Annotated in this window: 24 protein-coding genes; 18 read left to right on the forward strand and 6 right to left on the reverse strand. The window is 41.7% G+C overall.

Going from position 1 to position 22,970, the window contains the following annotated elements:
• Positions 1–48: 48 nt before the first annotated feature.
• Positions 49–1,011, reverse strand: a complete 963-nt coding sequence (locus ACLOAU_RS10185) for a transketolase family protein (protein WP_427861761.1) — start codon at positions 1,009–1,011, stop codon at positions 49–51.
• 276 nt (positions 1,012–1,287) lie between these two features.
• On the opposite strand from ACLOAU_RS10185, the gene ACLOAU_RS10190 reads away from it, so the two are divergent.
• The 15 genes from ACLOAU_RS10190 to ACLOAU_RS10260 all read left to right on the forward strand — a co-directional run bounded on the left by ACLOAU_RS10190 (position 1,288) and on the right by ACLOAU_RS10260 (position 17,304).
• A complete protein-coding gene (locus ACLOAU_RS10190; protein WP_427861762.1) occupies positions 1,288–2,313 on the forward strand; it encodes a rod shape-determining protein in 1,026 nt (341 codons plus the stop codon).
• A 136-nt stretch (positions 2,314–2,449) separates the two neighbouring features.
• Positions 2,450–3,325: a rod shape-determining protein MreC gene (gene mreC, locus ACLOAU_RS10195; protein WP_427861763.1), complete on the forward strand. Its 876-nt coding sequence runs from the start codon at positions 2,450–2,452 to the stop codon at positions 3,323–3,325.
• The gene (locus ACLOAU_RS10200; protein WP_427861764.1) at positions 3,322–3,855 is read left to right on the forward strand and encodes a rod shape-determining protein MreD; all 534 of its coding nucleotides are present in this window, start codon (positions 3,322–3,324) and stop codon (positions 3,853–3,855) included. Before mreC ends, ACLOAU_RS10200 begins: the two co-directional genes overlap by 4 nt.
• Positions 3,856–4,090: 235 nt before the next feature.
• The gene (mrdA, locus tag ACLOAU_RS10205; RefSeq protein ID WP_427861765.1) at positions 4,091–6,226 is read left to right on the forward strand and encodes a penicillin-binding protein 2; all 2,136 of its coding nucleotides are present in this window, start codon (positions 4,091–4,093) and stop codon (positions 6,224–6,226) included.
• A gap of 1 nt (position 6,227) precedes the next feature.
• Positions 6,228–7,568 (forward strand): rod shape-determining protein RodA, encoded by a 1,341-nt coding sequence (gene rodA, locus ACLOAU_RS10210; protein ID WP_427861766.1) that lies wholly within the window; start codon positions 6,228–6,230, stop codon positions 7,566–7,568.
• Between the two features lie 161 nt (positions 7,569–7,729).
• On the forward strand, positions 7,730–8,359 hold the full coding sequence (locus ACLOAU_RS10215; RefSeq protein WP_427861767.1) for a hypothetical protein: 630 nt from the start codon (positions 7,730–7,732) through the stop codon (positions 8,357–8,359).
• Positions 8,360–8,551: 192 nt separating this feature from the next.
• Positions 8,552–9,070 (forward strand): hypothetical protein, encoded by a 519-nt coding sequence (locus ACLOAU_RS10220; RefSeq protein ID WP_427861768.1) that lies wholly within the window; start codon positions 8,552–8,554, stop codon positions 9,068–9,070.
• Between the two features lie 61 nt (positions 9,071–9,131).
• The gene (locus ACLOAU_RS10225; RefSeq protein WP_427861769.1) at positions 9,132–9,617 is read left to right on the forward strand and encodes an RNA polymerase sigma factor; all 486 of its coding nucleotides are present in this window, start codon (positions 9,132–9,134) and stop codon (positions 9,615–9,617) included.
• A 17-nt stretch (positions 9,618–9,634) separates the two neighbouring features.
• The gene (locus ACLOAU_RS10230; RefSeq protein WP_427861770.1) at positions 9,635–10,639 is read left to right on the forward strand and encodes an anti-sigma factor family protein; all 1,005 of its coding nucleotides are present in this window, start codon (positions 9,635–9,637) and stop codon (positions 10,637–10,639) included.
• A gap of 116 nt (positions 10,640–10,755) precedes the next feature.
• Positions 10,756–11,610, forward strand: a complete 855-nt coding sequence (locus ACLOAU_RS10235; protein ID WP_427861771.1) for a hypothetical protein — start codon at positions 10,756–10,758, stop codon at positions 11,608–11,610.
• A gap of 76 nt (positions 11,611–11,686) precedes the next feature.
• Positions 11,687–12,556, forward strand: coding sequence for an outer membrane beta-barrel protein (locus tag ACLOAU_RS10240; protein WP_427861772.1), 870 nt, complete (start codon positions 11,687–11,689; stop codon positions 12,554–12,556).
• Positions 12,557–12,573: 17 nt separating this feature from the next.
• Complete coding sequence (locus ACLOAU_RS10245) at positions 12,574–13,092, forward strand: YdeI/OmpD-associated family protein (RefSeq protein ID WP_427861773.1); 519 nt, start codon at positions 12,574–12,576, stop codon at positions 13,090–13,092.
• Positions 13,093–13,143: 51 nt separating this feature from the next.
• On the forward strand, positions 13,144–14,634 hold the full coding sequence (locus ACLOAU_RS10250; protein ID WP_427861774.1) for a glycine--tRNA ligase: 1,491 nt from the start codon (positions 13,144–13,146) through the stop codon (positions 14,632–14,634).
• A gap of 64 nt (positions 14,635–14,698) precedes the next feature.
• Positions 14,699–16,969, forward strand: coding sequence for a S9 family peptidase (locus ACLOAU_RS10255; RefSeq protein WP_427861775.1), 2,271 nt, complete (start codon positions 14,699–14,701; stop codon positions 16,967–16,969).
• A 143-nt stretch (positions 16,970–17,112) separates the two neighbouring features.
• Complete coding sequence (locus tag ACLOAU_RS10260) at positions 17,113–17,304, forward strand: hypothetical protein (protein WP_427861776.1); 192 nt, start codon at positions 17,113–17,115, stop codon at positions 17,302–17,304.
• A 24-nt stretch (positions 17,305–17,328) separates the two neighbouring features.
• On the opposite strand, the gene ACLOAU_RS10265 is transcribed toward ACLOAU_RS10260, so the two are convergent.
• The 5 genes from ACLOAU_RS10265 to ACLOAU_RS10285 all read right to left on the reverse strand — a co-directional run bounded on the left by ACLOAU_RS10265 (position 17,329) and on the right by ACLOAU_RS10285 (position 19,699).
• Positions 17,329–17,817 carry a PH domain-containing protein gene (locus ACLOAU_RS10265; RefSeq protein WP_427861777.1) on the reverse strand — a complete coding sequence of 163 codons (489 nt, stop codon included), beginning with the start codon at positions 17,815–17,817 and terminating at the stop codon, positions 17,329–17,331.
• A gap of 143 nt (positions 17,818–17,960) precedes the next feature.
• Positions 17,961–18,107: a hypothetical protein gene (locus ACLOAU_RS10270; protein WP_427861778.1), complete on the reverse strand. Its 147-nt coding sequence runs from the start codon at positions 18,105–18,107 to the stop codon at positions 17,961–17,963.
• A gap of 4 nt (positions 18,108–18,111) precedes the next feature.
• Positions 18,112–18,378 carry a DUF2089 family protein gene (locus ACLOAU_RS10275; RefSeq protein WP_427861779.1) on the reverse strand — a complete coding sequence of 89 codons (267 nt, stop codon included), beginning with the start codon at positions 18,376–18,378 and terminating at the stop codon, positions 18,112–18,114.
• A 167-nt stretch (positions 18,379–18,545) separates the two neighbouring features.
• On the reverse strand, positions 18,546–19,328 hold the full coding sequence (locus tag ACLOAU_RS10280) for an MBL fold metallo-hydrolase (RefSeq protein WP_427861780.1): 783 nt from the start codon (positions 19,326–19,328) through the stop codon (positions 18,546–18,548).
• Between the two features lie 86 nt (positions 19,329–19,414).
• Positions 19,415–19,699, reverse strand: coding sequence for a hypothetical protein (locus ACLOAU_RS10285; protein WP_427861781.1), 285 nt, complete (start codon positions 19,697–19,699; stop codon positions 19,415–19,417).
• A 116-nt stretch (positions 19,700–19,815) separates the two neighbouring features.
• On the opposite strand from ACLOAU_RS10285, the gene ACLOAU_RS10290 reads away from it, so the two are divergent.
• From ACLOAU_RS10290 to ACLOAU_RS10300, 3 genes are all read left to right on the forward strand, one after another.
• Positions 19,816–21,033 (forward strand): HD domain-containing protein, encoded by a 1,218-nt coding sequence (locus ACLOAU_RS10290; RefSeq protein ID WP_427861782.1) that lies wholly within the window; start codon positions 19,816–19,818, stop codon positions 21,031–21,033.
• Between the two features lie 77 nt (positions 21,034–21,110).
• Entirely contained in the window at positions 21,111–22,154 is a 1,044-nt protein-coding gene (gene lpxD, locus ACLOAU_RS10295; protein ID WP_427861783.1) for a UDP-3-O-(3-hydroxymyristoyl)glucosamine N-acyltransferase, read from the forward strand.
• Positions 22,155–22,207: 53 nt separating this feature from the next.
• Positions 22,208–22,969: a sugar phosphate isomerase/epimerase family protein gene (locus tag ACLOAU_RS10300; RefSeq protein WP_427861784.1), complete on the forward strand. Its 762-nt coding sequence runs from the start codon at positions 22,208–22,210 to the stop codon at positions 22,967–22,969.
• Position 22,970: the final 1 nt, after the last annotated feature.

Genomic DNA, 22,970 nt, shown 5'->3' on the forward strand with positions numbered 1-22,970 from the left:
AAAGAAACCCGCGGCAATGCGCGGGTTTACTGTAATCATTTAGTGAGATCAAGCACTTTTTCTTGCCATTACCTTTTCGGCAGCAGCAACGATGTCCGAAACATCCATGCCGTATTTTTTCAATAATTCTTTAGGAGTACCGCTTTCGCCAAAAGTATCTTTTGTACCTACATATTCAATAGGAACAGGGAAGTTTTTAGCAGCACATTGTGCAATGGCATCACCTAAGCCACCAATAATATTATGCTCCTCCGCGGTAACCGCACATTTCGTCTTTTTCAGGGAATTGATCACAGCTTCTTCATCTAAAGGCTTGATCGTGTGTATATTAATTACTTCTACGCTAATGCCTTTTTCTTCTAATTCGACTCCTGCCTGTATGGCATTCCATACCAGGTGACCGCAGGCGAAAATAGTTACATCAGTACCCTCGGAGAAATATTGTGCTTTACCGATCTGGAAATCCTCTTCTTTGGTAAAAATAGGCCAGCTTGGGCGACCAAAACGCAGGTAAACCGGTCCTTCATACTCAGCAATAGCCTGTGTAGCCGCTTTAGTTTGTGTATAGTCGCAAGGCACTACTACCGTCATACCCGGTAACATCTTCATTAAACCAATATCTTCCAGTATCTGGTGGGTAGCTCCATCTTCTCCCAAAGTAACGCCGGCATGTGAAGCGCAGATCTTTACATTTTTGCCGCTATAGGCAACCGACTGGCGGATCTGATCATAAACACGGCCTGTACTGAAGTTGGCGAAAGTAGTAGTAAACGGAATTTTTCCTCCGATGGATAATCCTGAAGCAACCCCGATCATATTGGCTTCGCCAATGCCGCACTGCACAAATCTTTCGGGAAACTCTTTAACGAATTGGTTCAGTTTCATCGAGCCTAATAAATCGGCGGTGAGGGCTACAATATTTTCGTTTTTACGCGCTGCTTCTACTATACCATCGCCGAAGCCACTACGCGTATCTTTACTTCCTGTTGATTGAATGTCTTTTAAAGCCATTTCTTTTGGTTTTAACTTTAGTTATCCGGCAAACGTACTGAAAAAAAACCATTCCTTTAGGTTAACAACAGATAAAGCTGGAAAGCGTGTGAATGGGCTTTTATGGGGTAGGTATTTGGCTCAACTTTTAATGTGGAAATAATGCCGTTAAACTTCCCATTAAAAATTCTGTTAATAATGTGGAAATGCCGAAAAATAAAGCGTTTTGTTCTTTTGCTTTGTTACTTTCGGGAAATTACTTCACCTTTGCCAACACAATTTTGAATATATAGCAGAATGGGACTTTTCAACTGGTTTACTCAGGAAATAGCAATGGATTTGGGTACCGCAAATACCCTCATTATACATAACGATGAAGTGGCTGTAAATGAGCCAAGTATTGTAGCACTCAACCGCAATAATCCTAAGGAGGTGTTGGCGGTTGGCAAACGTGCATTGATGATGCACGAAAAAACGCATGAAAGCATCAGAACCGTCAGGCCATTAAAAGATGGTGTAATTGCAGATTTTAATGCGGCCGAGTTAATGATACGTGAGCTGATAAAGCTGGTGTACCCCAAAAAACCTTTGTTTCCTCCCAGCTGGAGAATGATGATCTGTATTCCTTCTTCGATTACTGAAGTAGAAAAGCGTGCGGTTAGAGACAGTGCAGAGCAGGCTGGCGCTAAAGAGGTATACCTTATTCATGAGCCTATGGCTGCAGCTTTGGGTATTGGTATTGATGTAGAGGAACCGGTAGGTAACATGATCATCGATATTGGTGGTGGAACTACAGGTATCACGGTTATAGCACTGGCAGGTATTGTTTGCGACCAAAGTATACGTATTGCAGGAGATGAGTTTACGGCCGACATCATGGAGGCCTTAAGAAGGTACCACAGCCTTTTGATAGGTGAACGTACTGCCGAGCAGATCAAAATACAGATTGGTGCCGCTATGAAGGACCTGGATAACCCGCCCGACGATATTCCTGTAAACGGTCGTGATTTGGTAACCGGTATCCCTAAACAAATCATGGTAAGCTACCAGGAAGTAGCCGAAGCTTTGGACAAAAGTATTTTTAAAATTGAAGAAGCCATCTTAAAGGCGCTGGAACAAACACCTCCCGAGCTGGCTAGTGATATTTATCGCCGTGGTTTATACCTTACAGGCGGTGGCGCTTTATTAAGAGGTTTGGATAAAAGACTAAGTCAGAAAATTAAGCTGCCTGTGCATATAGCTGACGATCCGCTTAAAAGTGTGGTGAGAGGTACGGGTATTGCGCTGCAAAACTATGACAGGTACCCATTTGTAATGAGGTAATTTTGAGTTGATAGCTTTACAAGTTAAAGTGTTTACAGGTTAAACAAGTAGTGGCAGATTTATATGCGAAAACACCTATTATTTATCCTCCTTATCAACTTATCAGCCTGTTAACTTATCAACATCCAAAGGAGCCATGCGTAATATCTTTTTATTCATCCGGCGTTACTCAGTTTTTGTTCTGTTCCTGGTTTTACAGATCATTGCGCTGTACTTTCTTTTTACGTATAATAAATCGCACCGCGCTAAAGGCCTTGGCTTTGCCGGTGGCGTTACATCCTATTTTAATGGTAAGTACAATGCCCTGGAAGACTTTTTTACCATGCAGGAAGAAAACAGGCGGGTACACCGGTTGAACGATTCCCTGATGAATTTACTCAACACAAACTTTGTTGTTGCTGATTCAGGAACAACCGTGATGCATGATTCAACTTACCGGGATACATCAGGAAGTGCTCGTCATTACGTATGGAGAAGCGCCCAGGTATTGTATAGCACCTCGGGAAGTGATAAGAATTACCTGCAGATTAACCGGGGAAGCAGCACGGGTGTGGGTGATGATATGGGTGTTTTTAGCTCTGATGGCGGGTTGGTTGGAAAAGTGATCAATACAGGCAAGAACTTTAGCGAGGTAATGAGTTTGCTGAATGTGGTGAATAAGTTTAGTGTACAGCTGAAGAGAACCGGTAGTGCCGGTATGTTAAGTTGGGACGGAAAGTCGCCACAGGAGTTGACGTTGAGCAATATTCCTAAGACAGATTCGGTAAGAAGGGGGGACACTATTCTAACCGGTACTTATTCCAGGAGTTACCCGCCGGGGCGCATGGTAGGTGTTGTATCGAAAGTATTAGTTGATAAATCAAGTAATTTCTTTATACTGAAAGTAAAGCCAGCAGCTAATCTTACAAATCTGCAACAGGTTTTCGTAGTACAAAACCTTAATTATAATGAATTAGAGCAGCTGGATAAAGCAACACACGATATGGTTGAAAGAAAAGGAGGTAATAAATGAGTGATCTCGTAAGAAATACCATTCGCTTTATACTCTTTGTTTTTCTACAGGTGTACGTATTGAATATAATGCCACATCTGCACCAGCTGATCACCCCATACATCTATTTCCTTTTTATTCTATGGCTGCCTTTTTATATGAAAAAAGGTTGGGTGCTGGTACTGGGGTTTTTGCTGGGAATTAGTGTGGATTATTACACGATGACACCTGGTTTACACGCGGCTGCCAGTGTGCTGATCGCTTTTTTACGCCCTTTTATCATCAATCTTTTTGCACCTAAAGATGCAACAGAATTCAGTTATAAGGAGCCATCGCCCAAAGCAATGGGCTGGAACGCTTACTTATTATATGCGTTAATCCTTGCTTTTTGTCATAATTTTTACCTGCTGTTCCTGGAGTGGCTTTCATTTGGTTCCCTCATTCATTTTCTAATGAAAGTAGTGATTACCACGGCTATCAGTATGCTGATGATCATTATTGCTGAATTAATCTTCCCGCGTAAGCTGAAGTTCAGATCAAATACAGCATAGCGGCTCACACAATTTGTTGTTTAATGTGCTGGCTGTAGTTTGTTCCAAAACAACTTCAGAAAATTATACGAACTAAAGTTCAAGGCGTCGTTATCATAAGAAACGGCAGTTTAATGCAGTATTATAGCGCTTTCCAGGTATTATAAATTTTTTAGGTAGAAATATATAATGCAACGCTGTTGTGTATGTACTTTTGCTGATATTATTGTTATCCTGCAAAAGTTTTCCTTTTTACATGTCCGTATTCAATCAATCGAGGAGTTATATTATTCGCGCCATTTTCCTGGCAGTTTTCCTGGTTATACTAGCTCAATTAGTTAATCTGCAGATTTTTGGCCGAAAGTACCACCAGCTAGCTAGGGATAATGCTGTTTTCCAGAAAATAGTGTACCCGGAGCGGGGCATTATTTTCGACCGAAAAGGCAAGCCTATACTGAATAATACGATCATGTTCGATCTGATGGTAACACCTGCCGAAGTAAAGAATATTGATACTACGGCTTTTTGCAGCCTGATGAATATTGACACGGCTGAGTTCCGCCAGAAAATTGTAGAGGCGGTAGTTAAGAATACGAGGGTGCGACCATCTATATTTATGTCGCTGCTAACACCTGAAATGCAGGCCCGCTTTGAAGAGAACGGCTGGCGGTTTTCGGGCTTTAACCTGGTAGCCCGTCCCGTAAGATCTTATCCGTTTAATGTGGGGGCACATATTTTAGGATACATTAGTGAAGCCGATCAGCGCGATATTGAGCGTTCGGGCGGATTTTACCGAATGGGCGATTACAGGGGGAAGAGCGGTTTGGAGTATGCCTATGAAAAAGTGTTGATGGGACAGCGGGGTATTGAGTACATGATAAAAGATAATAAGAACCGGCTGGTAGGGCATTACGAAAATGGGGCATTCGATACAACGGCTGTTGCAGGCCGGGGGCTTAAAACACATATTGATGTTGAGTTACAGCAACTCGCAGAAAAGCTGATCAGCAATAAAGTGGGTGCGGCTGTTGCAATCGATCCTAAGACGGGCGGCATCTTGGCAATGGCGTCAGGTCCCACTTTTGATCCAAACGATCTAACCGGACCTGAGTTTAAGAAGAATTATCAGAAAATGAACCTGGATGTTGCTTCGCCTTTGCTAAACCGGGGTATACAGGGTCGTTATCCTCCCGGCTCAACTTTTAAACCTTTGGGCGGATTGGTTGCATTGGATGAAGGTGTAATAACACCGGCATTTGGTTATCCCTGCGGGGGGCGATATTATGCCTGTGGCTCGGGCAAACCTGGCTGTACGCACGCCGGCGGTGGTCACGCAGCTAATTTAAGACTTGCTATCGCCAACTCCTGCAACTCTTACTTTGCAGATGTATATCGAAAAGTAGTAGATAACCGAAAATATGGGGATCCCAAAAAAGGGTATGAGGTTTGGGAAGATTATATGAATTTATTCGGTATGGGAGTAAGATTGGGAGTTGATCTGCCCAGTGAAAACAAAGGAAATATCCCGACAGTCGCTGATTATGATAAAGAGTACAGAGGCTCTTGGAACTCCTGTACCAACCTGACGCTGGGTATTGGGCAGGATAAAATGTTGGCTACGCCCTTACAGCTAGCCAATGCTATGTGTATTATTGCTAACCGGGGATATTATTATACGCCGCATTTTGTTGACAGCTTGGAGAATGAAACACTTGCCGATTCGGTTTTTATGAATAAGTACCGTACCAGGCATGATGCACTTACTCATATTTCTGATACAGCTTTCAGTGCCACAATAAACGGTATGCAGGATGTGGTTACTCATGGCACTGCCCGTAACGTGAGGATACAGGGAATAAATGTTTGTGCCAAAACCGGTACAGCACAAAATTCGAGAATTATTGGTGGCAAGAAATGGGATCTGCCACATAATGCGATGTTCGTTTGCTTTGCTCCAAAAGAAGATCCGAAAATATGTGTTGCTGTAGTGGTCGAAAGTGGTGGGTACGGAGGATCATCAGCAGGTCCTATTGCACGTTTGTTAATGGAGAAGTACTTATTTGACACATTAAATGATAAAAGCCTGGCCGATGTTGAAAGGACGTCAAAGGTAAATCTAATGCCTCCCTATTTGCCGCGGTTACAATATTTAACAGATTCCGCCAGGGCCTACCAGTGGTTGAAGGACTATAAAGATAGCAGCATGATTCTAAAGTTCCGTGGAAGAGGCAGGGCTGCTGCTGACAGCGTGGCTAAGCGTAAAAAATTGGAAGAAGAAAAGAAAAAAGAAGAGCAAAAGAAAAGAGAGAGTCAGAGAGCGGCAACAGCAGTGGCGGTGTTAACCGAACAGAAGAAAAATTCCAAACAGTCTAAAGCTACACATACAGCATAGCATGAGCCAGAATAAATCAGAAATATCAAAGGGAGTAGATTATGTACTGATCATTATTTATCTTATTTTACTCGCTATAGGCTTGCTGGCCATTTTTGCCGTTACCTATAAAGATGGTGATCCTGTATTACAAAGCTTTTTAAGCTATAAAACGGATTATAGCAAACAGTTCTATTATGCCTGCGTGGCTATGGCGCTAGGTTTATTTATTTTGCTAACCGATAGCAAGTTTTTCCCTGCTACGGCTAATCTTTGGTACGCCGGCGGCATATTACTACTGCTGCTTGTATTTCCCTTTCACTCTGCGGTAAAAGGTACCGAGTCTATCATTCGTATCGGAGGCTTCCAGTTTCAGCCGGCTGAGTTTTGTAAGATAACTGTGGCATTGGCTTTGGCCAAATACCTTTCACTTCCCGAAATGGATTTTAGCAGGCCCAAGTCCCAACTCATTGCCGCAGCCCTTACGCTGGCTCCAGCGGCATTGACGATTTTGCAGAAGGAAACGGGTTTAGCGCTGGTATTTTTTGCTTTCTTCCTTGTAATGTTCAGGGAGGGACTTCCTCCCATATACATTGTAATTGGCTTTGCGGCCGCTGCATTGGTGGTGGCTACCTTGCTGCTCGACAAAAACCTGCTGGCAATTATACTGGCTGTAATAACAGGCATTGTAATTTTATTGAACCAGCGGCAGATCAAAAGAGATAAAAATGTTTTGATTAAAATTGTGTTGATTGGACTGCTCTGCATCGGGGTGCAACGATTTGGAGTACCGTTTTTGTTTACACATGTGTTTGAAAAACACCAGGTAGAACGAATTTTTAGTACCATTGGCAGGGATATTCCGGAAGAGTATATCAAGGGGGAAATGAAAGTGGATGCTAAAACCGGGAAGCAGACAAATACAGCCGACTATAATGTAAAACAATCTAAAATAGCCATTGGTAGTGGTGGATTAGTAGGCAAAGGACTTTTAAGTGGAACTCAAACCCGGTATGGCTTTGTACCCGAGCAACGTACCGATTTTATTTTTGATACGATTGGTGAGGGCTTTGGTTTTGCCGGAAGTGTGGTGCTGCTGGGTCTTTATTTGTTGCTTTTATTTAGAATAGTAACTATCGCAGAGCGGCAGCGAAGTGTTTTCAGCCGTTGTTATGCCTATGGGGTTGCTTCGGTTTTCTTTTTTCATATTGCCATTAATCTCGGTATGACTATCGGTCTGGCACCGGTTATCGGTATTCCGCTTCCATTGATCAGCTATGGTGGTACCTCTCTGCTCACTTTTTCAGTGCTGCTTTTTATTCTCATCAGGCTTGATGCCGACCGCCAAATGGTACTCCGGTAATTTTTTTTTATTTTTTGTAACTTTTCGCTGCATTGGATCGTAGCATCCTTATCTGCCATGCTTTTGCCGACGGGAGAGGTTGTTTTCATTTTTTGGGCCATCAAAATTTATATTCATCCATTAACCGATCACAACTTATCTGAAACCAATAAAATTTGCATATGAAGAAACTTTTGTTTACCACCATGTTAACCGGACCGCTGTTTTTTATTACAGTGTTTTCGCAAAAAAATGCTGAGAATGGAAAAAATGAACAGGTTAATCATTTATTCAGCCAGGCCAATCGGTTGAATTTTTATGATAATCAGGATTCAATAACCCAATCGTACCGCTTGCTTGGAGAAGTGCTTGTCTTAAATCGAAGTCATACAGGAGCTTATGAGTCCAAAATATGCATTGATTATAAAAGAGGTAGATACGAAGATGCGCTTAAAACGGCTATAGCTTACACAAGCGCATTGCCGGAATGGGGAAATTCGTGGGCTTATCTGGGCATAGTTCAGAGAAAATTAAATGATAGCGCCTCAGCGAATCATAACTTTTTTAAAGCATTGGAAAAGTATAGAAGTGAAGCCAGGGAATGGAAAAGGGATAAGCAGGCATTGGAAATAGTACGGGCAAAAGAATCAATCATTAAGAGTTTTTTAGGTGAGTATACACCGGTATTTTCCAATACCAAAAGGAATGGAGTGTTAAAAACTGAAACTGCAAGTGTCTTTATAAAAGAATTAGAGGATATGGACGACTTTCTAAAGAAGTTTATGAGCTATAATGGTATACAGTTTTTATAAAGGGTTGCATGGCCTTGTTTACAGCTGCCTTCATTATCATTAATAAAAATATTAGGTTAGGGCTGCATCCCGTCTAACACAAAAAAAATTGTAATAGCTGTAACTTTTTTTTTTCCTGCCCGTATAACCTATAGAAACGCTTTTGCAAAACAACGCAGGGCAGGTATTCATAAATTAAAACGGGGTTATAACATGAAAAAGTCGGCAGGCATATTTTTAACGCTTCTTATAATCATTTCTTCGGTGTTGACAGCCTTTGCAGATCCGTTACCCAGGAAGTATACCAGCTTTTCGGGAAAGGGCAGCGGCTTTTCTTTGATACCAGGAAGTAAAATACAGCATGAGGGAATTTATAAATCTGAATACCAATACGCTAAAGATATATTGGTTAGAGTGTCGGTAAAAAGACAGCGAATAGCAGGAGATACTACAAAGGGGCTGCTTGCAATGATTGCCCCCAATCCAAAGTACAATGATCAGCAGGCTGTTCAATGGACGAATTTGGACTATAATCATTTTCAAATAAGAGGCGTAAGTTGTAATCAACCCGGCGAATCAGAAAAAAAAGAATCTTTTTTCCTTCTTGGCAACGAAGGTGTGGTCGTGATGTTCGATTTTTTTGAATTAAAAGAGGCAAAGCCTGGAACAGATGAATTTGGGTCGCGGCGTAATATGTTTCTCGCCCAGTATACTAATCATATTAAACAATAATATATTTAAGGTTGGATTTATCAGATAGAATAAAATTTACAACAAAGGCCCTAGCTGTTTTATGACTGAAAAAGACTACAATGAGTGTGTAACGAATTATTCGGATGCTTTGTATCGTTTCATGTTGAAAACTATGCGACATACCGCGGACGCAGAGGATATGGTGCAAAATGCATACGAAGTATTGTGGCAAAACCGGCAGGATATTAACATGGATACTGCAAAAGCTTACCTGTTTAGAGTGGCTTATAATAAAATGGTAGACCACTATCGCAAGAACAGTCGGATGGATTTACATGAGTCGTTTGAAAACCTGGACAAAGGAGTTGAAGAGAAGCGAAATAATTTGAAAGCAGTTCTGGAACAGGCTTTATCCCGGTTGTCAGAACAAAACCGGTCTTTGGTTCTGTTAAAAGATTATGAGGGATATAGCTACGAAGAAATAGGCGAAATTACGGGGCTGAATGCATCGCAGGTAAAAGTATACCTGCATCGTTCCAGGTTGCAATTAAAGTCATACCTGGTGAATGTAAATAATCTGGTTTAACAACAAAGAAATTAGCAATGCAAATCAACCAACATAATTACGAGGAGCTTTTTTTAATGTATATAGACAATGAATTGTCTGTGCAGGAAAAAGAAATGGTGGAGGCTTTTGTCATAGAGCACCCTGAATTGGCTGGTGAACTGGAATTATTGAAACAAACGGTTTTGAATATCGAAGAGCCGATTGGGTTCAGTGGTAAAGAAAAATTGATCAGGCAATCGGAACTGTCTGAAGAAAATTTACTCACGTACCTGGATGGTGAAGCTGGAAATGAACTGGCTGGTACAATAGAACAGGCCGCGAAAAAAAATGATGCTTTAAGGCTTGAGCTCGAAACGCTGGGTAAGCTATATTTAAAAGCAGACTTATCTGTTCAATACCCGGGTAAAGAAAAGTTGTATAAAAGGGGCGCTGTTAGAAGTATGGACTGGCGGAAACTGGCCATTGCTGCATCCCTGTTATTATGTGTAAGTACCTGGTTGGTTTTGAATCAGTCCGAACAGGAAGAGCAAAATGGTGCGCCTGTAGCCTTGAATGACACACCTGTTACCCAACCTGCTAAACCTGCTCCTCCTGTTGTGGACTCCACCGTAGGTGTAAATACTCCCGTAGTTTCGGAAGCTTCATCGTCTGAAGAATATCCCAAAAACATAGAACGTCAGCGTAAAGAGCCTGTTAAGGCCGCGAATACTACACAATCGATTCGATCCTCGGCGGTAGAGGGAACTAAAGAAAGGCAGGAAGTTGTGAATACAGCTCCGCCTGTATTAGAAAATGGAAACGGGAACAGAGTTAAAACCCCTATTTCAACGGACCCAGCTAAAGTATCTGAAGAAACGATAACAAAATCAACCTCAATCGAGCCCTCTGTTCCCGTGGCTTCTGCTAAGGAGCCGGTGAAAGAAAAAAAATCACTCTTTAAAAAGATAGGAAAACAGATTAGCGACCGTGCCCTGGATATTTTATCCGATGGTGGTGATAATATCAATGTGGCAGGTTTTGCCATTCGTGTAGAAAAATAATACTTAAAACCGACATGTAATTTTTCTTTTCCAAATTACACAAACAGAAAAGAAAAATTATATCAAAGGTTACTCTTGGCCAAAAACGATAAAAATATACAAGAAAAATAAGATATATGTTACACAAAATTTTACCAACGACTCTGTGTGTGGTGATGTCGGCTGCGGTCTACGCGCAAAAAGACACTTCTTCTGTAACGGTGCAGGTAATCACCGATAAGGACAATAAAAAAGTAATTGTAGATAAGGATGGCGAAGTGTGGCAAAAAACTACGCGCCGTAAAAATATTACCACCAGCTGGTTTGGAGGGCTTGACCTGGGTTTCTCCAATTTTGTAGACAATACCAACTATGCTTCAGCCGGCGCGCAGGCATTTGCACCTAATTCAGATGCATCCTGGTTCGACCTGAGAAACGGAAAATCAGTGAATGTAAACATATGGCTGGTGAGCCAGAAAGTAAACCTGATCAATCATAATGTGAATTTGAAATACGCATTAGGGTTAGAATTGAATAATTACAGGTTTAAAAATCCTGTTCGGTTTAATGCCAACCTGCCTTATGTAGAGTGGGATCGTACAGAGGGGCGGGCATATTCTAAAAATAAACTGGCAGCAGACTATGTGACCTTTCCAGTGATGCTGAATTTTGATTTTGGCAAACATACAGGCGGTTACTCCGTTACGAAAAAACATAAAAAAGGGTTTGAGATATCTGCTAAAAAAACCAAGGAATGGGGCTTTAGTGCGGGCATCAGCGCGGGATACTTATACAGTGCACGTAATAAAACCATCACTTCTGATGAAGGCAAACAAAAGCTGAAAGACAACCTAAACTTAAACCCCTGGAAATTATCTTATGTAGCTGAAGTAAACTTAGGGGTGATTAGTTTATATGGGTCTTATGCCATGAAAGGCATGTTTAAAAACGGGTTGGATATGACTCCTTACAACGTGGGAATCAGGTTTTAATAATAAATTCAATAATCGACCAGGTAGTCCGAATTTTAACTTTTCGGTTATCGGTAAAATGTATCTTTACGGAATTATGAGATTATTGCTTTCCGTACTTTGTTTATCATTAGCTATCTCAGGTATGGCGCAGGACCGACCGAAACCAGATACGCTTGAAATAGGCGGTGTTACCATCATCAGAGATAACGACCCCGGAGCATTTGCTGCATCACCTAAAAAGGGCTTTTTAAAGAGGTTAAGCAGTCGTACCAATCCTAAAAAAGTGCGAACACAATGGGGCATTGTTGATATTGGATTCTCCAACTTCGTAGATAACACCGACTATTCGAGTACTGAAGCCCAGGAATATGCTACACCTGCTGTTAATGGTGATTGGATGAGCCTGCGACCCTTTAAATCGCGTAATGTTAATATTTGGGTGGTGACCCAGCAGGTGAGTATCATTAATAATTATGTGAATTTTAATTATGGAATAGGGCTGGAGCTAAATAACTATCATTACAAGCAACCGATAAGATACCAATTACAAAAAGCGACTGTAGAAAACGCCCCGGCACTTAGCTACGACGGTACTTTTGGAAGAACCTATAAAAAGAATAAACTGGCGGCAGATTATTTAACGGTACCACTTATGCTCAACTTTAATTTAACGCCGCATAACTTATATGCTGTTGAATTGAGCGCCGGGATGAGCGTGGGGTATCTGTATTCTGCAAGAAATAAATATATCAACTCTGACGAAGGAAAAGCTAAATCACGTGGTGATTTTGACATACGTCCCTGGAAGCTATCGTATATCGCTGAAGTAAACCTGGGTATTATCAGGTTGTACGGCTCTTATGCATTCAAAAGCATGTATCTGCGGGGCCTGGATATTACACCCTATAACTTTGGTGTACGTATCAAACCAATGGAGGTGTTGGGAAAGGTGCAAACCAATTAATGTTTAGGTTATAGCTCATGAAAAGTCAGGCGATCAGCTTTACAGCAGTCCTTCAGAAATTTGGGGAGAACGGCGATAAAACCGGATGGACCTATATTGAGATACCGGCGGAGTTGGCAGCGCAACTGAAAGGCGACAGCAAAAAGGCATTTCGGGTTAAAGGCGCACTGGATCAACATATCATTTCGGGCGTAACGCTTTTACCTGCCGGCGCAGGTAATTATATTATGGCTATTAATGCTGTCATGCGTAAGGGGATAGCCAAAAGACAAGGGGCGATGATTGCTGTTCAGTTAGAGGTAGACGATCAACAATACCAGCTTAACGTGGACTTTGTGGCCTGCCTGGAAGATGATCCGCCAGCCCGGGCTTTTTTTGAAACATTGGCTCCTTCGCATCAAAATTATTTCAGCAAATGGATTGATGATGCCAAAACCGATACCACCAAAACGAAACGCATAGCACAGGCACTTTTCGGATTAAATAATAAAATGGATTACGGGCAAATGATCCGCTATCACAGGGGGAAAAGCTAAATATCAATTCTTAAACCTCAAATCAAAAAACGCCCTTATTTTTGCAGCCTTATGGCAACAGAGACAAATAAACAAGCCTTGCCGGCAGGAAGGTTTCAGGCGATTATATCGCACTGTAAAGAGTACGGCTTTATTTTCCCAAGCAGCGAAATATACGACGGCTTACAGGCGGTTTACGACTACGGTCAGTGGGGCGCCGAGCTAAAGAAAAATATTAAGGATTATTGGTGGAAATGGATGACCCAGTTACAGGATAATATCGTGGGCATTGATGCAGCTATTTTTATGCATCCCACTACATGGAAGGCCAGCGGTCACGTGGATGGGTTTAACGATCCGATGATCGACAACAAAGACAGTAAGAAGCGCTATCGTGTAGATCATTTAATTGAATCTCACACTGAGCAGTTAAAGGTGGAAGGAAAAGAAGCCGAAGCTGCTGCCATTATCAGCGAAATGGAAAAGGCGGATGCTGCCGGAGATCTTACAGGACTGAAAAAGATTATTGACGACAATAAAATTAAATGCCCCGTTAGCGGTACTGCTAACTGGACGGATATACGCCAGTTCAACCTAATGTTCTCTACAGAATTTGGTTCCACTGTATCTTCTGAAGATGAAAACAACAAAGTGTACCTGCGTCCTGAAACGGCACAGGGGATTTTTGTAAACTTTCTTAATGTGCAGAAAACCGGTCGGATGAAGATCCCGTTTGGTATTGCCCAAATTGGTAAAGCCTTCCGTAACGAGATCGTAGCCCGCCAGTTTATTTTCCGTATGCGTGAGTTCGAGCAAATGGAAATGCAATTTTTCATCAGGCCTGGTACGCAGAAGGAGTGGTATGAATACTGGAAGCAGGCCCGTTTAAAATGGCACCTCGAATTGGGTGTACCTGACACAGAATACCGTTTTCACGATCATGTAAAGCTGGCGCATTACGCCGATGCGGCTTGTGATATAGAATTTAATTTCCCAATTGGGTTTAAAGAACTGGAAGGTATTCACAGCCGTACCGATTATGATCTATCAAGGCATCAGGAGTTTAGCCGCAAGAAAATGCAGTACTTCGATAATGATGTGAACCCTGAAACCGGAAAGCCTTACGGTAATTATATTCCTTATGTAATTGAAACTTCCATCGGACTGGATCGTATGTTCCTCTCAATGGTTTGTGCAGCTTACACTGAAGAGGATCTGAGCACACCCGAAAAGCAGGACAGTCGCGTAGTATTGAAGTTCCCTGCTAAACTGGCTCCGATCAAGCTGGCGGTATTCCCGTTGTTGAAAAAAGATGGTTTACCTGAGATTGCGCAGGAGATAATGGCTCAGTACCGCGGTGAGTTTAAATGTTTCTACGAGGAGAAAGATGCTATTGGTAAGCGTTACAGGAGAATGGATGCTTTAGGTGTTCCGTTTTGCATAACAATCGACCACCAGACCAAAGAAGATGGTACGGTTACGATACGTCATCGCGACAGCATGGAACAGGAAAGAATATCCATAGAAAAAATCGGGCACATTGTTTCCCAGGCTATCAGCTAAAAATATACAAAAACACATCTTACAGGGTGTGTTTTTTGTTTCTACACCTTTTAAATTTCGAACGATGAAAAAACTCTTTCTCACATTTATTGTTTGTATTATTTCTATGACATTAATAAAAGCACAGGATATTGCAGGGGCCTGGAAAGGAACCCTGGAAGTACAGGGCTCTAAAATTCCACTCGTATTTCATATTAAAAAAGATAGCGACAAATGGGTCACTACAATGGATAGCCCGGCCCAGGGCGCTTCAGGTATACCAGTTGACAGCACTGCTTTTGCAGACAATAAACTGTCTTTAAGCGTAAAAGCTGCGGGTATCAGCTATAGCGGAACATTAGCTGATAAAACAATCACCGGAGAGTTTAAACAGGCAGGTATGAACCTGCCGCTGGTTCTTACCAAAACAGTAGTAACCAAGCCTGGTGATACTACTTTGCCTTCCGGTGATGCCGAAATTCAAAAAATCATTGCACAGGATAAAGGCGATTATAAATATAAGGTAGAGGATTATTTTGCCCGCCCCAAGTCCTCACAGTTCCAGCTATCCCCCGGGGGTAAATACCTTTCCTATATGGAGAAGGAAGAGAACGGCAAACGGCATGTATATGTGAAAGATATTGCCAGTGGTAAAGTTGCCAGGGCTATCGAGGAGAAGGACGAGTTGATCAAAGGATATGGCTGGATCAATGATGAACGCCTGGTATATGTAATGGATAATGGCGGCAATGAGAACTTCCATATCTATGCAGCTAACGTTGATGGAAGCAATGTACTGGATCTTACTCCTTTTGATGGAGTGCAGGCCAGCATCGAACGTATCCTGAAAGATCAGAAGAACTATATGATCATTACCATGAACAAAGACAATAAGCAGGTTTTTGAACCCTACAAGGTAAATGTGGTAACTGGTGCGCTTGAAAAATTGTATGAAAATAAAGATGTAGCTAATCCCATTGTTGGTTATGACTTTGATAAAGACGGCAACCTGAGGGGATTTGGCAGAATGTTCCAGGGGATTAAATCGCAATATTTTTATAAACCTGCAGGTGCAAAAGACTACGAATTATATTTCACTAATAACTGGGACGATAACTTCAATATACAATCATTTAGCTACAATCCTGCTAATCCTGATGAGGCTTATGTGGTAACGAACCTCGATTCTGATAAAGCCCGTATTATCCTATATGACTTCAAAAAGAAGGAGAAGGTCAAAGAGGTTTTTGCTAATAAAGATTTTGATGTATCAGGTATCGGCCTTTCCCGAAAAAGGAATTACGAGGTAGATTACTTCAATTACGAAGGAGAAAAGGACGAGATCATACCTGTTAGTACAACTTTCAAAAAGATCTATGATAACCTCAACAAAGAGTTTAAAGGCTATCAGTTTGGTTTAACGGGTAAAACAGATGATGAGAGCAAATACCTGGTGTATGTAACCAGCGACAGGTTAGTGGGTAAGTATTATATTTATGATGCAGCCAGCGGTAAAACAACTTTTCTGTACGATCTGATGCCACAACTGAAGGAAACCGACATGGCAATCATGAAGCCTGTTTCCTTTAAAAGCCGCGATGGTAAAACCGTTCATGGTTATATTACTTTGCCCAAAGCAGCTTTGGAAGGAAGGAAAGTGCCATTAGTGGTAAATCCTCATGGTGGCCCTCAAGGCATAAGAGATAGCTGGGGCTTTAATCCCGAAACGCAGCTCTTTGCCAGCCGGGGATATGCCACACTGCAGGTAAACTTCCGGATCAGCGGTGGCTATGGTAAAGAATTTTTAAGAGCCGGGTTCAAACAAATTGGCCGTAAGCTAATGGATGACGTGGAAGACGGAGTTCAATATGCAATAGCGCAAGGTTGGGCCGATAAAAGCAAAACCGCCATCTATGGGGGGAGTCACGGTGGTTATGCTACCTTAATGGGATTGGTAAAAACGCCTGATTTGTATACCTGTGGTGTTGATTACGTGGGTGTGTCTAATATTGAAACCTTCTTTGCTTCCTTCCCGGAATACTGGAAGCCATATAAAGAAATGGTAAAACAGATCTGGTACGACCTGGATAACCCGGAAGAGGCCAAAATCGCCAAAGAAGTATCACCGTTTTACCAGCTGGATAAGATTCGCAAGCCACTGTTAGTGGTTCAGGGTGCTAATGATCCGCGGGTTAATATCAACGAGTCGGATCAGATAGTAAAAGCGCTGCGTGCTAAAGGATTCAACGTGCCTTATATTGTAAAATATAATGAAGGGCATGGTTTTCAAAGAGAAGATAACCGGATTGAGTTTTATAAAACCATGCTGGGCTTTTTTGCACAGTATCTCAAATAGTTACAGTTCGACAATTAGAGATCTAGATGTCCCGGGTTTTGTGGCCTGGGATTTTTTTTTGACATATTTTAAGGTTTAAGCAAGGTCGTGGCACACTTTTAGTCTATGGTTATTCGATAAAATAAAATTTAAAACCAATAATTATGAAAAATAAAACAAGCGGATTAATCGCGTTAGGCCTGGCGGCTTTTGCTTACTGGAAATATAAAATGACGCCTGATCAGAAACAAAACCTTAAAAATAAGGTGACTGATGCCGGCAAAAACCTTTGGGATAAAGTTCCCCAGGGGGTTAAAGAGGCGGTAAGTCCGCAAAAAACACAAAATAGTATATAGTAGGAAGCGGCTTGGCCGCTTTTTTTAAACTATACCGGGGAGCTGGTCTAAAAACAGATCAGTGTTGTCCGGAGATATTAAAAATTTCTTTCCGTCGTTGGTATATATAAATATTGTTCGATCCATTCTCGTAGCATACCACATTGCCTTGCCCAATTTTCTCGTCGTAAACCACCCAAAGTATCCTAGAAAAGCTCCTGATCCCCAAAGCCGGATACTCCCTTTTAACTGAGCTTTAGTTAATATTTCTATCCCGGATATAGAATCGATTTTTATTGTAACGGGTTTCAATAAGATCCGGTATATTTTTATTTCACCGGCTTCCACACAATAGTATTTAGGGGCATAGGCAATACATGCCAGGGTAGCAATTATAATTAGTGGAATAAGAAAGTAATAAACTGATACTGCAGCCCCTGTTATCGCCGGAGTAATAAAACTCAGTATAAGGACCAGGAATGTGATAGGAGTAACTATTTTAACAGGAGTATCATAAGATGCGCTAAAGATCATTAGTGTTGTTTTTAAGGCCTGAACTATGTTCGGGATTATGGGAACTTAAGTTGAAAATTTGCTACTTATGTGAAGCGTAAAAGAAAAGGGAGAAAAGTATAGCTCAGGGCTTCGATAATCGCCTGCACTAGTTGTATTCCCGACTAATACGTAACGTGATAAATGCCGTCATTGGATTGGCCTGAAAACCAGAACAGCAAAACCGAAAATAATATAACGGATGCCCCGGCAACCGCCAGGCTGGTTTCAGAAAATTTCTCAAAAGGGTTAAAAATAAGATTGGTCTTCATATCATCAGCATTTTAGGTTTTTTATTTTTTCAATCATATCATCCATCTTGTTGCGCATGGTTGGATAACTGTTGCCTGCCTGTTTGGCCATTTCTTTAATGCTTCCGCTGGCCAGAAAAAAGTCCATGATAAAACTTTGCTCCTCTCTTGTTAGTTTTAAAAACAAGGGCATTTCATAGTTTCCGCTAACCTCAGTGCCGCAATCATTGCACTTCATTTGGCTCACGTTGAGCGTGTTTTCGCAACTGGGACAAAAAACGGGCAGCTTCATTTAATAAAGTTAAATAAAAGTTTAATAAAATTAAAAAATAGTTTCTGTTTGTGTAAATAAAAAACCGCCATGTATTGCTACATAGCGGTAAAACTTTGAGACTATCCTGACAAGCTAAAGAGGTCCCTGTAAATATAATATTTCTATTGTAAATAAACTAACAAATGTTAGGGAATTTGAAGTTTTAATCCGTCATATCCTAAAAATCGACCTGAGGGGAGTTCTTCTGAAACAGTATCATGCAAACCCATTTGGTGGGAGAGGTGAATGAGGTATACTTCCGGGATATCCAGTTCGTCGGCCAAATCCAGTGCTTCCTGCAGTGTAAAATGGGAAATATGTTTTTCTTTTCTCAGTGCATTTAAAACCAGTATCTGTGAGCCTTTTATTTTTTCTTTGGCGCTATCCTCAATACGGTTGGCATCGGTGATATAGGTAAAATTTCCCATCCTAAAGCCAATAACCGGCATAAACATATGCCATACGGGTATCGGCCATATATTCATATCTCCAACCTGAAAAGCATCATTATTGTTAAGGTGATGCAGTTGTATGGAAGGCACACCAGCATATTTAACATCGGCAAAAGCATAATCAAATTCAACTTTTACGCGGTTAAGCGTAGCCTCGGTAGCATACACATCCATCGGCTTTTGTTGAAAATAATTATAGGCCCGCACATCGTCCAAACCGGCAATATGATCTTTGTGGGAGTGGGTAAAAAGTATCGCGTCCAGCTTGTTTACCTGGTGGGTGAGCATTTGCTGTCTGAAGTCGGGTCCGGAATCCACCACAAGAGTTGTGGTGGACGATTGCACCAGTATACTCGATCTAAGCCTTTTATCTTTAGCGTTAGAAGAAGTGCATACCTCGCAATGGCATCCTACCATGGGTACTCCTGAGCTGGTACCGGTACCTAAAAATGTTATTTGTAGCGGAGGGTAAGGCAATATTATGAGTAATGAGTGATCAGTAATGAGTAGTAAATAATGAGTAGTAAATAATGAGTAATTTGAAAATTGATAAAGCCAGAAGATTATGCTTCGCCTTCACCGGCATCGGTTCTTTCTGATATTTCCGCAAAAAGCTTTTTAGCATTATCATCCAGCATTTCAGTATCAATATTTAACTGCGGAATTATCTCAATAAGGGCATTAATACGGCCTTCGGTTTGGAGAAATTTATTCAGTACCACTACTTTTTTATTATCTAAAATACAATAACCACTTTGAAAATTGCCTCTTTCATACCTTAAAATATACCCGCACTGTTCCGGTATCGCCTCCAGCTTGTCTAATGTATTTTGAGTGTACTTGATCATGTTTTTAGTTATGCGCAAAGATAACGGTTTGCAAAAAGGCACGCGAAGGCATGTTAATATTATGGGGAATGTGAAAAATAGGGAAGCACGTGCTAAATTTGCGTTTTTAATACATTATGGCCCAGGCTCGAAAAATTATCAACGACCCGGTATACGGCTTTATTACTGTCGATCATCCGCTGTTATTGCAGATCATTTCCCATCCTTACTATCAAAGGTTGCGTAATATTCACCAGATGGCTTTTGCGCACCTGGTATATCCCGGTGCTGTACATAGCCGGTTGCATCATTCTTTAGGGGCTTACCACCTGATGTGCACTGCCTTGCGCGAACTTAAGGGTAAGGGTACTGAAATAACTGAGGAGGAAGAACTGGGAGCCAAGCTGGCCATTTTGTTACACGACATAGGGCATGGCCCTTTTTCTCACGCCCTGGAGCAGGAACTCATTAAAGGCGCTCATCATGAGCGGCTGTCTTTATTGATTATGCAAAAACTGAACGAAGAGTTTGGCGGACAACTACAAACAGGCATCGACATTTTTACAGATCAATACCCTAAAAAATTTTTACACCAACTGGTTTCCGGCCAGCTGGATGTAGACCGAATGGACTACCTGAACAGGGATAGCTTTTTTACCGGGGTAGCAGAAGGCGTAATTGGGTACGACCGTATCATTAAAATGCTGACCGTAAAAGACGGGAACCTGGTAGTAGAAGAAAAAGCTGTTTATTCTATCGAGAAGTTTTTATTAAGCCGGAGGCTGATGTACTGGCAGGTATACCTGCATAAAACCGTGGTTGCTGCTGAAAAAATGCTGATCATGATCATTCGGCGGGCAAAGGCCCTCATTGCGGCAGGAGTGATAACTACAGCGGCTACGCCGGCTTTTAACCGGTTTTTGCAAGGAAGCTACAGCGACGGAGCCACCGAATTGCTATTGGAAGATTTTTGCCAGATGGACGATCATGATATCATGGCTACCGTGAAAAACTGGTGTAGCCACGATGATACCATATTGTCTCTCCTTTGCAAAGCGATCATTCAACGTAAAATCATGCGCATCAGGTTGCAGTCCACTCCAATAGAGGAGTCATTTCAGCAGGAAAAGATAAAAGAAGTAGCCCTGGCTACAGGTGTCGATGAAAAGGATATGGACTATTTCGCTTTTGGCGGAGATGCTACCAACCGGCTCTATAATGCTGATAATGAAAGTATCAATATTTTATATAAAGACGGTTCTTTGAAAGATATTTCGCAGGTGGATGATCCGCTTATTGACGTAAAAATAAGCGAGCCTGTTAAAAAATACTACTTTTGCTACCTGAGAGTTTAATAGTACGAGTTTTAACTTTTAATAATTATTTACTTGCCTATTTTCGACTCCAATAAAAATATATTAAAAATCCAAGAATGGTTTTTTCTGCTTCGCAAATCGCACTGCTCATAAATGGTAAGGTAGAAGGTAATCCTGATGCCGCTGTTCAATCCTTTGGTAAAATAGAAGAAGCAGGAGCGGGGCAACTGAGTTTTCTGGCTAATCCCAAATACGAAGAGTATTTATATACAACAAAAGCTACTATTGTTATTGTTAACGACTCACTGGAGTTAAAACAAACGGTTAGTGCTACGTTGATAAAAGTGAAAGATGCTTATAGCGCTTTTGCTACTTTGCTGGGCAAGTACCAGGAGTTCCGTCAGCAACAATTGAAAGGTATTCAACAACCGGTATTTATAGCGGCAACCGCGAGTTATGCCGATGATATATACCTAGGGGCGTTTGCTTATGTGGGAGAGCAGGTGAAAATTGGCAGCGGTTCTAAAATTTATCCTGGTGTTTATTTGGGCGATAATGTAACAATTGGTAACAATGTTACATTGCACCCGGGTGTGAAAGTGTTGCATAGCTGCCAGATCGGTAACAATGTTACGGTGCATGCGGGAACTGTAATTGGTAGTGATGGTTTTGGTTTTGCGCCGCAGGCGGATGGCAGTTTCTCTAAAGTGCCACAAATCGGCAATGTCATCGTTGAAGATGATGTTGAAATTGGTGCCAACAGCACGATTGACCGGGCCACTATTGGCTCAACCATTATAAGAAAAGGAGCCAAGCTGGACAACCTGATCCAGATCGCGCATAATGTGGAAATTGGCAGCAGTACAGTAGTAGCAGCCCAGGCCGGTATTAGCGGTAGTACCAAAATTGGCAAAGGTGTTATGATTGGCGGTCAGGCGGGCATTGTAGGTCATTTGCAAATTGGCGATGGTGCTAAAATAAATGCGCAAAGCGGGGTTAGTAAAAATCTGGAGCCAGGCAAGGCTGTTACCGGTTCTCCGGCACATGAATATACTTCTGCGTTGAGAAGCCAGGCATTAAGCCGGAAACTTCCGGATCTGGAAAGACGTATTAAAGAACTGGAACAGTTGATACTGCAATTAAAACCAACCATAGAATAGGATTACAATCTGCTCAAAAAGCTGCTTAAGGAACTACATTCAATATACATTTAATGAAACCGGCAACAGGCGCACAGTTATGGTCTTTAAGAAATCTGTTGCTGGAGGAGCCGGGAGCAACATTTAAAAAACTGGCGGCAGCAGGTTATACAGTGGTAGAGCCGGCAGGGTTCAATATTAGTGAGCTTACGATCCAGGGTTTTAAGCCGGAAGAGCTCAAGAACCTCGCAAACGATCAGGGATTACAGATGGTGAGTGCACATTTTCAGTTTAGTGTAAAAGAAGCCTCTACAATCAGTGACCGCGCTGCATCAATGGGCATCAAATATATTGTCAGGTCTTTTTTTAGTAATGAGTTAGAGCAAACGCAGGATACCTATAAAAAAGCTGCTCAATCCTTAAATCAAATGGGAGCCATTGCAAAAGCCTTTGACCTGCAACTGGCTTATCATAATCATGCCCACGAATTTGAGGTGGTTGACGGTATATTATTGTTCGATATTTTACTAGACTATACTGATCCTGACCTGGTGGTCTTTCAGCCGGATCTGGGTTGGCTAGGCTACGCTGGACAAGAGCCTGTAAACATTTTTCAAAAGTACCCCGGACGTTTTCCGATATGGCATTTAAGAGACATTGACCCTGTTACAAAAAGGTCTGTTGCTATTGGAAGTGGAATAATTGATTTCCAATCAACCTTTGCCAACCGGGATTTGGCCGGACTTGAATATGCTATCGTTGAAATGGCTTCGGATACCGAGGATCCGCTCGGAAAAATCCTGAGCAGCCGTCAGGCAATTGAAACCTTGTTTTAAA

The sequence above is a fragment of the Paraniabella aurantiaca genome, assembly GCF_050309965.1.
Lineage (GTDB): Bacteria > Bacteroidota > Bacteroidia > Chitinophagales > Chitinophagaceae > Niabella.

Bases quoted from the DNA above. Each gene is read 5' to 3' on its own strand.
- ACLOAU_RS10245 (WP_427861773.1), top strand. From the start codon at position 12,574: ATGAAAAGTCAGGCGATCAGCTTTACAGCAGTCCTTCAGAAATTTGGG.
- ACLOAU_RS10235 (WP_427861771.1), top strand. From the start codon at position 10,756: ATGTTACACAAAATTTTACCAACGACTCTGTGTGTGGTGATGTCGGCT.
- ACLOAU_RS10290 (WP_427861782.1), top strand. From the start codon at position 19,816: ATGGCCCAGGCTCGAAAAATTATCAACGACCCGGTATACGGCTTTATT.
- ACLOAU_RS10200 (WP_427861764.1), top strand. From the start codon at position 3,322: ATGAGTGATCTCGTAAGAAATACCATTCGCTTTATACTCTTTGTTTTT.
- ACLOAU_RS10270 (WP_427861778.1), bottom strand. From the start codon at position 18,107: ATGAAGACCAATCTTATTTTTAACCCTTTTGAGAAATTTTCTGAAACC.
- ACLOAU_RS10275 (WP_427861779.1), bottom strand. From the start codon at position 18,378: ATGAAGCTGCCCGTTTTTTGTCCCAGTTGCGAAAACACGCTCAACGTG.
- ACLOAU_RS10230 (WP_427861770.1), top strand. From the start codon at position 9,635: ATGCAAATCAACCAACATAATTACGAGGAGCTTTTTTTAATGTATATA.
- ACLOAU_RS10300 (WP_427861784.1), top strand. From the start codon at position 22,208: ATGAAACCGGCAACAGGCGCACAGTTATGGTCTTTAAGAAATCTGTTG.
- ACLOAU_RS10265 (WP_427861777.1), bottom strand. From the start codon at position 17,817: ATGATCTTTAGCGCATCTTATGATACTCCTGTTAAAATAGTTACTCCT.
- ACLOAU_RS10250 (WP_427861774.1), top strand. From the start codon at position 13,144: ATGGCAACAGAGACAAATAAACAAGCCTTGCCGGCAGGAAGGTTTCAG.
- mreC (WP_427861763.1), top strand. From the start codon at position 2,450: ATGCGTAATATCTTTTTATTCATCCGGCGTTACTCAGTTTTTGTTCTG.
- lpxD (WP_427861783.1), top strand. From the start codon at position 21,111: ATGGTTTTTTCTGCTTCGCAAATCGCACTGCTCATAAATGGTAAGGTA.
- ACLOAU_RS10240 (WP_427861772.1), top strand. From the start codon at position 11,687: ATGAGATTATTGCTTTCCGTACTTTGTTTATCATTAGCTATCTCAGGT.
- ACLOAU_RS10215 (WP_427861767.1), top strand. From the start codon at position 7,730: ATGAAGAAACTTTTGTTTACCACCATGTTAACCGGACCGCTGTTTTTT.
- ACLOAU_RS10255 (WP_427861775.1), top strand. From the start codon at position 14,699: ATGAAAAAACTCTTTCTCACATTTATTGTTTGTATTATTTCTATGACA.
- ACLOAU_RS10260 (WP_427861776.1), top strand. From the start codon at position 17,113: ATGAAAAATAAAACAAGCGGATTAATCGCGTTAGGCCTGGCGGCTTTT.
- rodA (WP_427861766.1), top strand. From the start codon at position 6,228: ATGAGCCAGAATAAATCAGAAATATCAAAGGGAGTAGATTATGTACTG.
- ACLOAU_RS10285 (WP_427861781.1), bottom strand. From the start codon at position 19,699: ATGATCAAGTACACTCAAAATACATTAGACAAGCTGGAGGCGATACCG.
- ACLOAU_RS10220 (WP_427861768.1), top strand. From the start codon at position 8,552: ATGAAAAAGTCGGCAGGCATATTTTTAACGCTTCTTATAATCATTTCT.
- ACLOAU_RS10185 (WP_427861761.1), bottom strand. From the start codon at position 1,011: ATGGCTTTAAAAGACATTCAATCAACAGGAAGTAAAGATACGCGTAGT.
- mrdA (WP_427861765.1), top strand. From the start codon at position 4,091: ATGTCCGTATTCAATCAATCGAGGAGTTATATTATTCGCGCCATTTTC.
- ACLOAU_RS10225 (WP_427861769.1), top strand. From the start codon at position 9,132: ATGACTGAAAAAGACTACAATGAGTGTGTAACGAATTATTCGGATGCT.
- ACLOAU_RS10190 (WP_427861762.1), top strand. From the start codon at position 1,288: ATGGGACTTTTCAACTGGTTTACTCAGGAAATAGCAATGGATTTGGGT.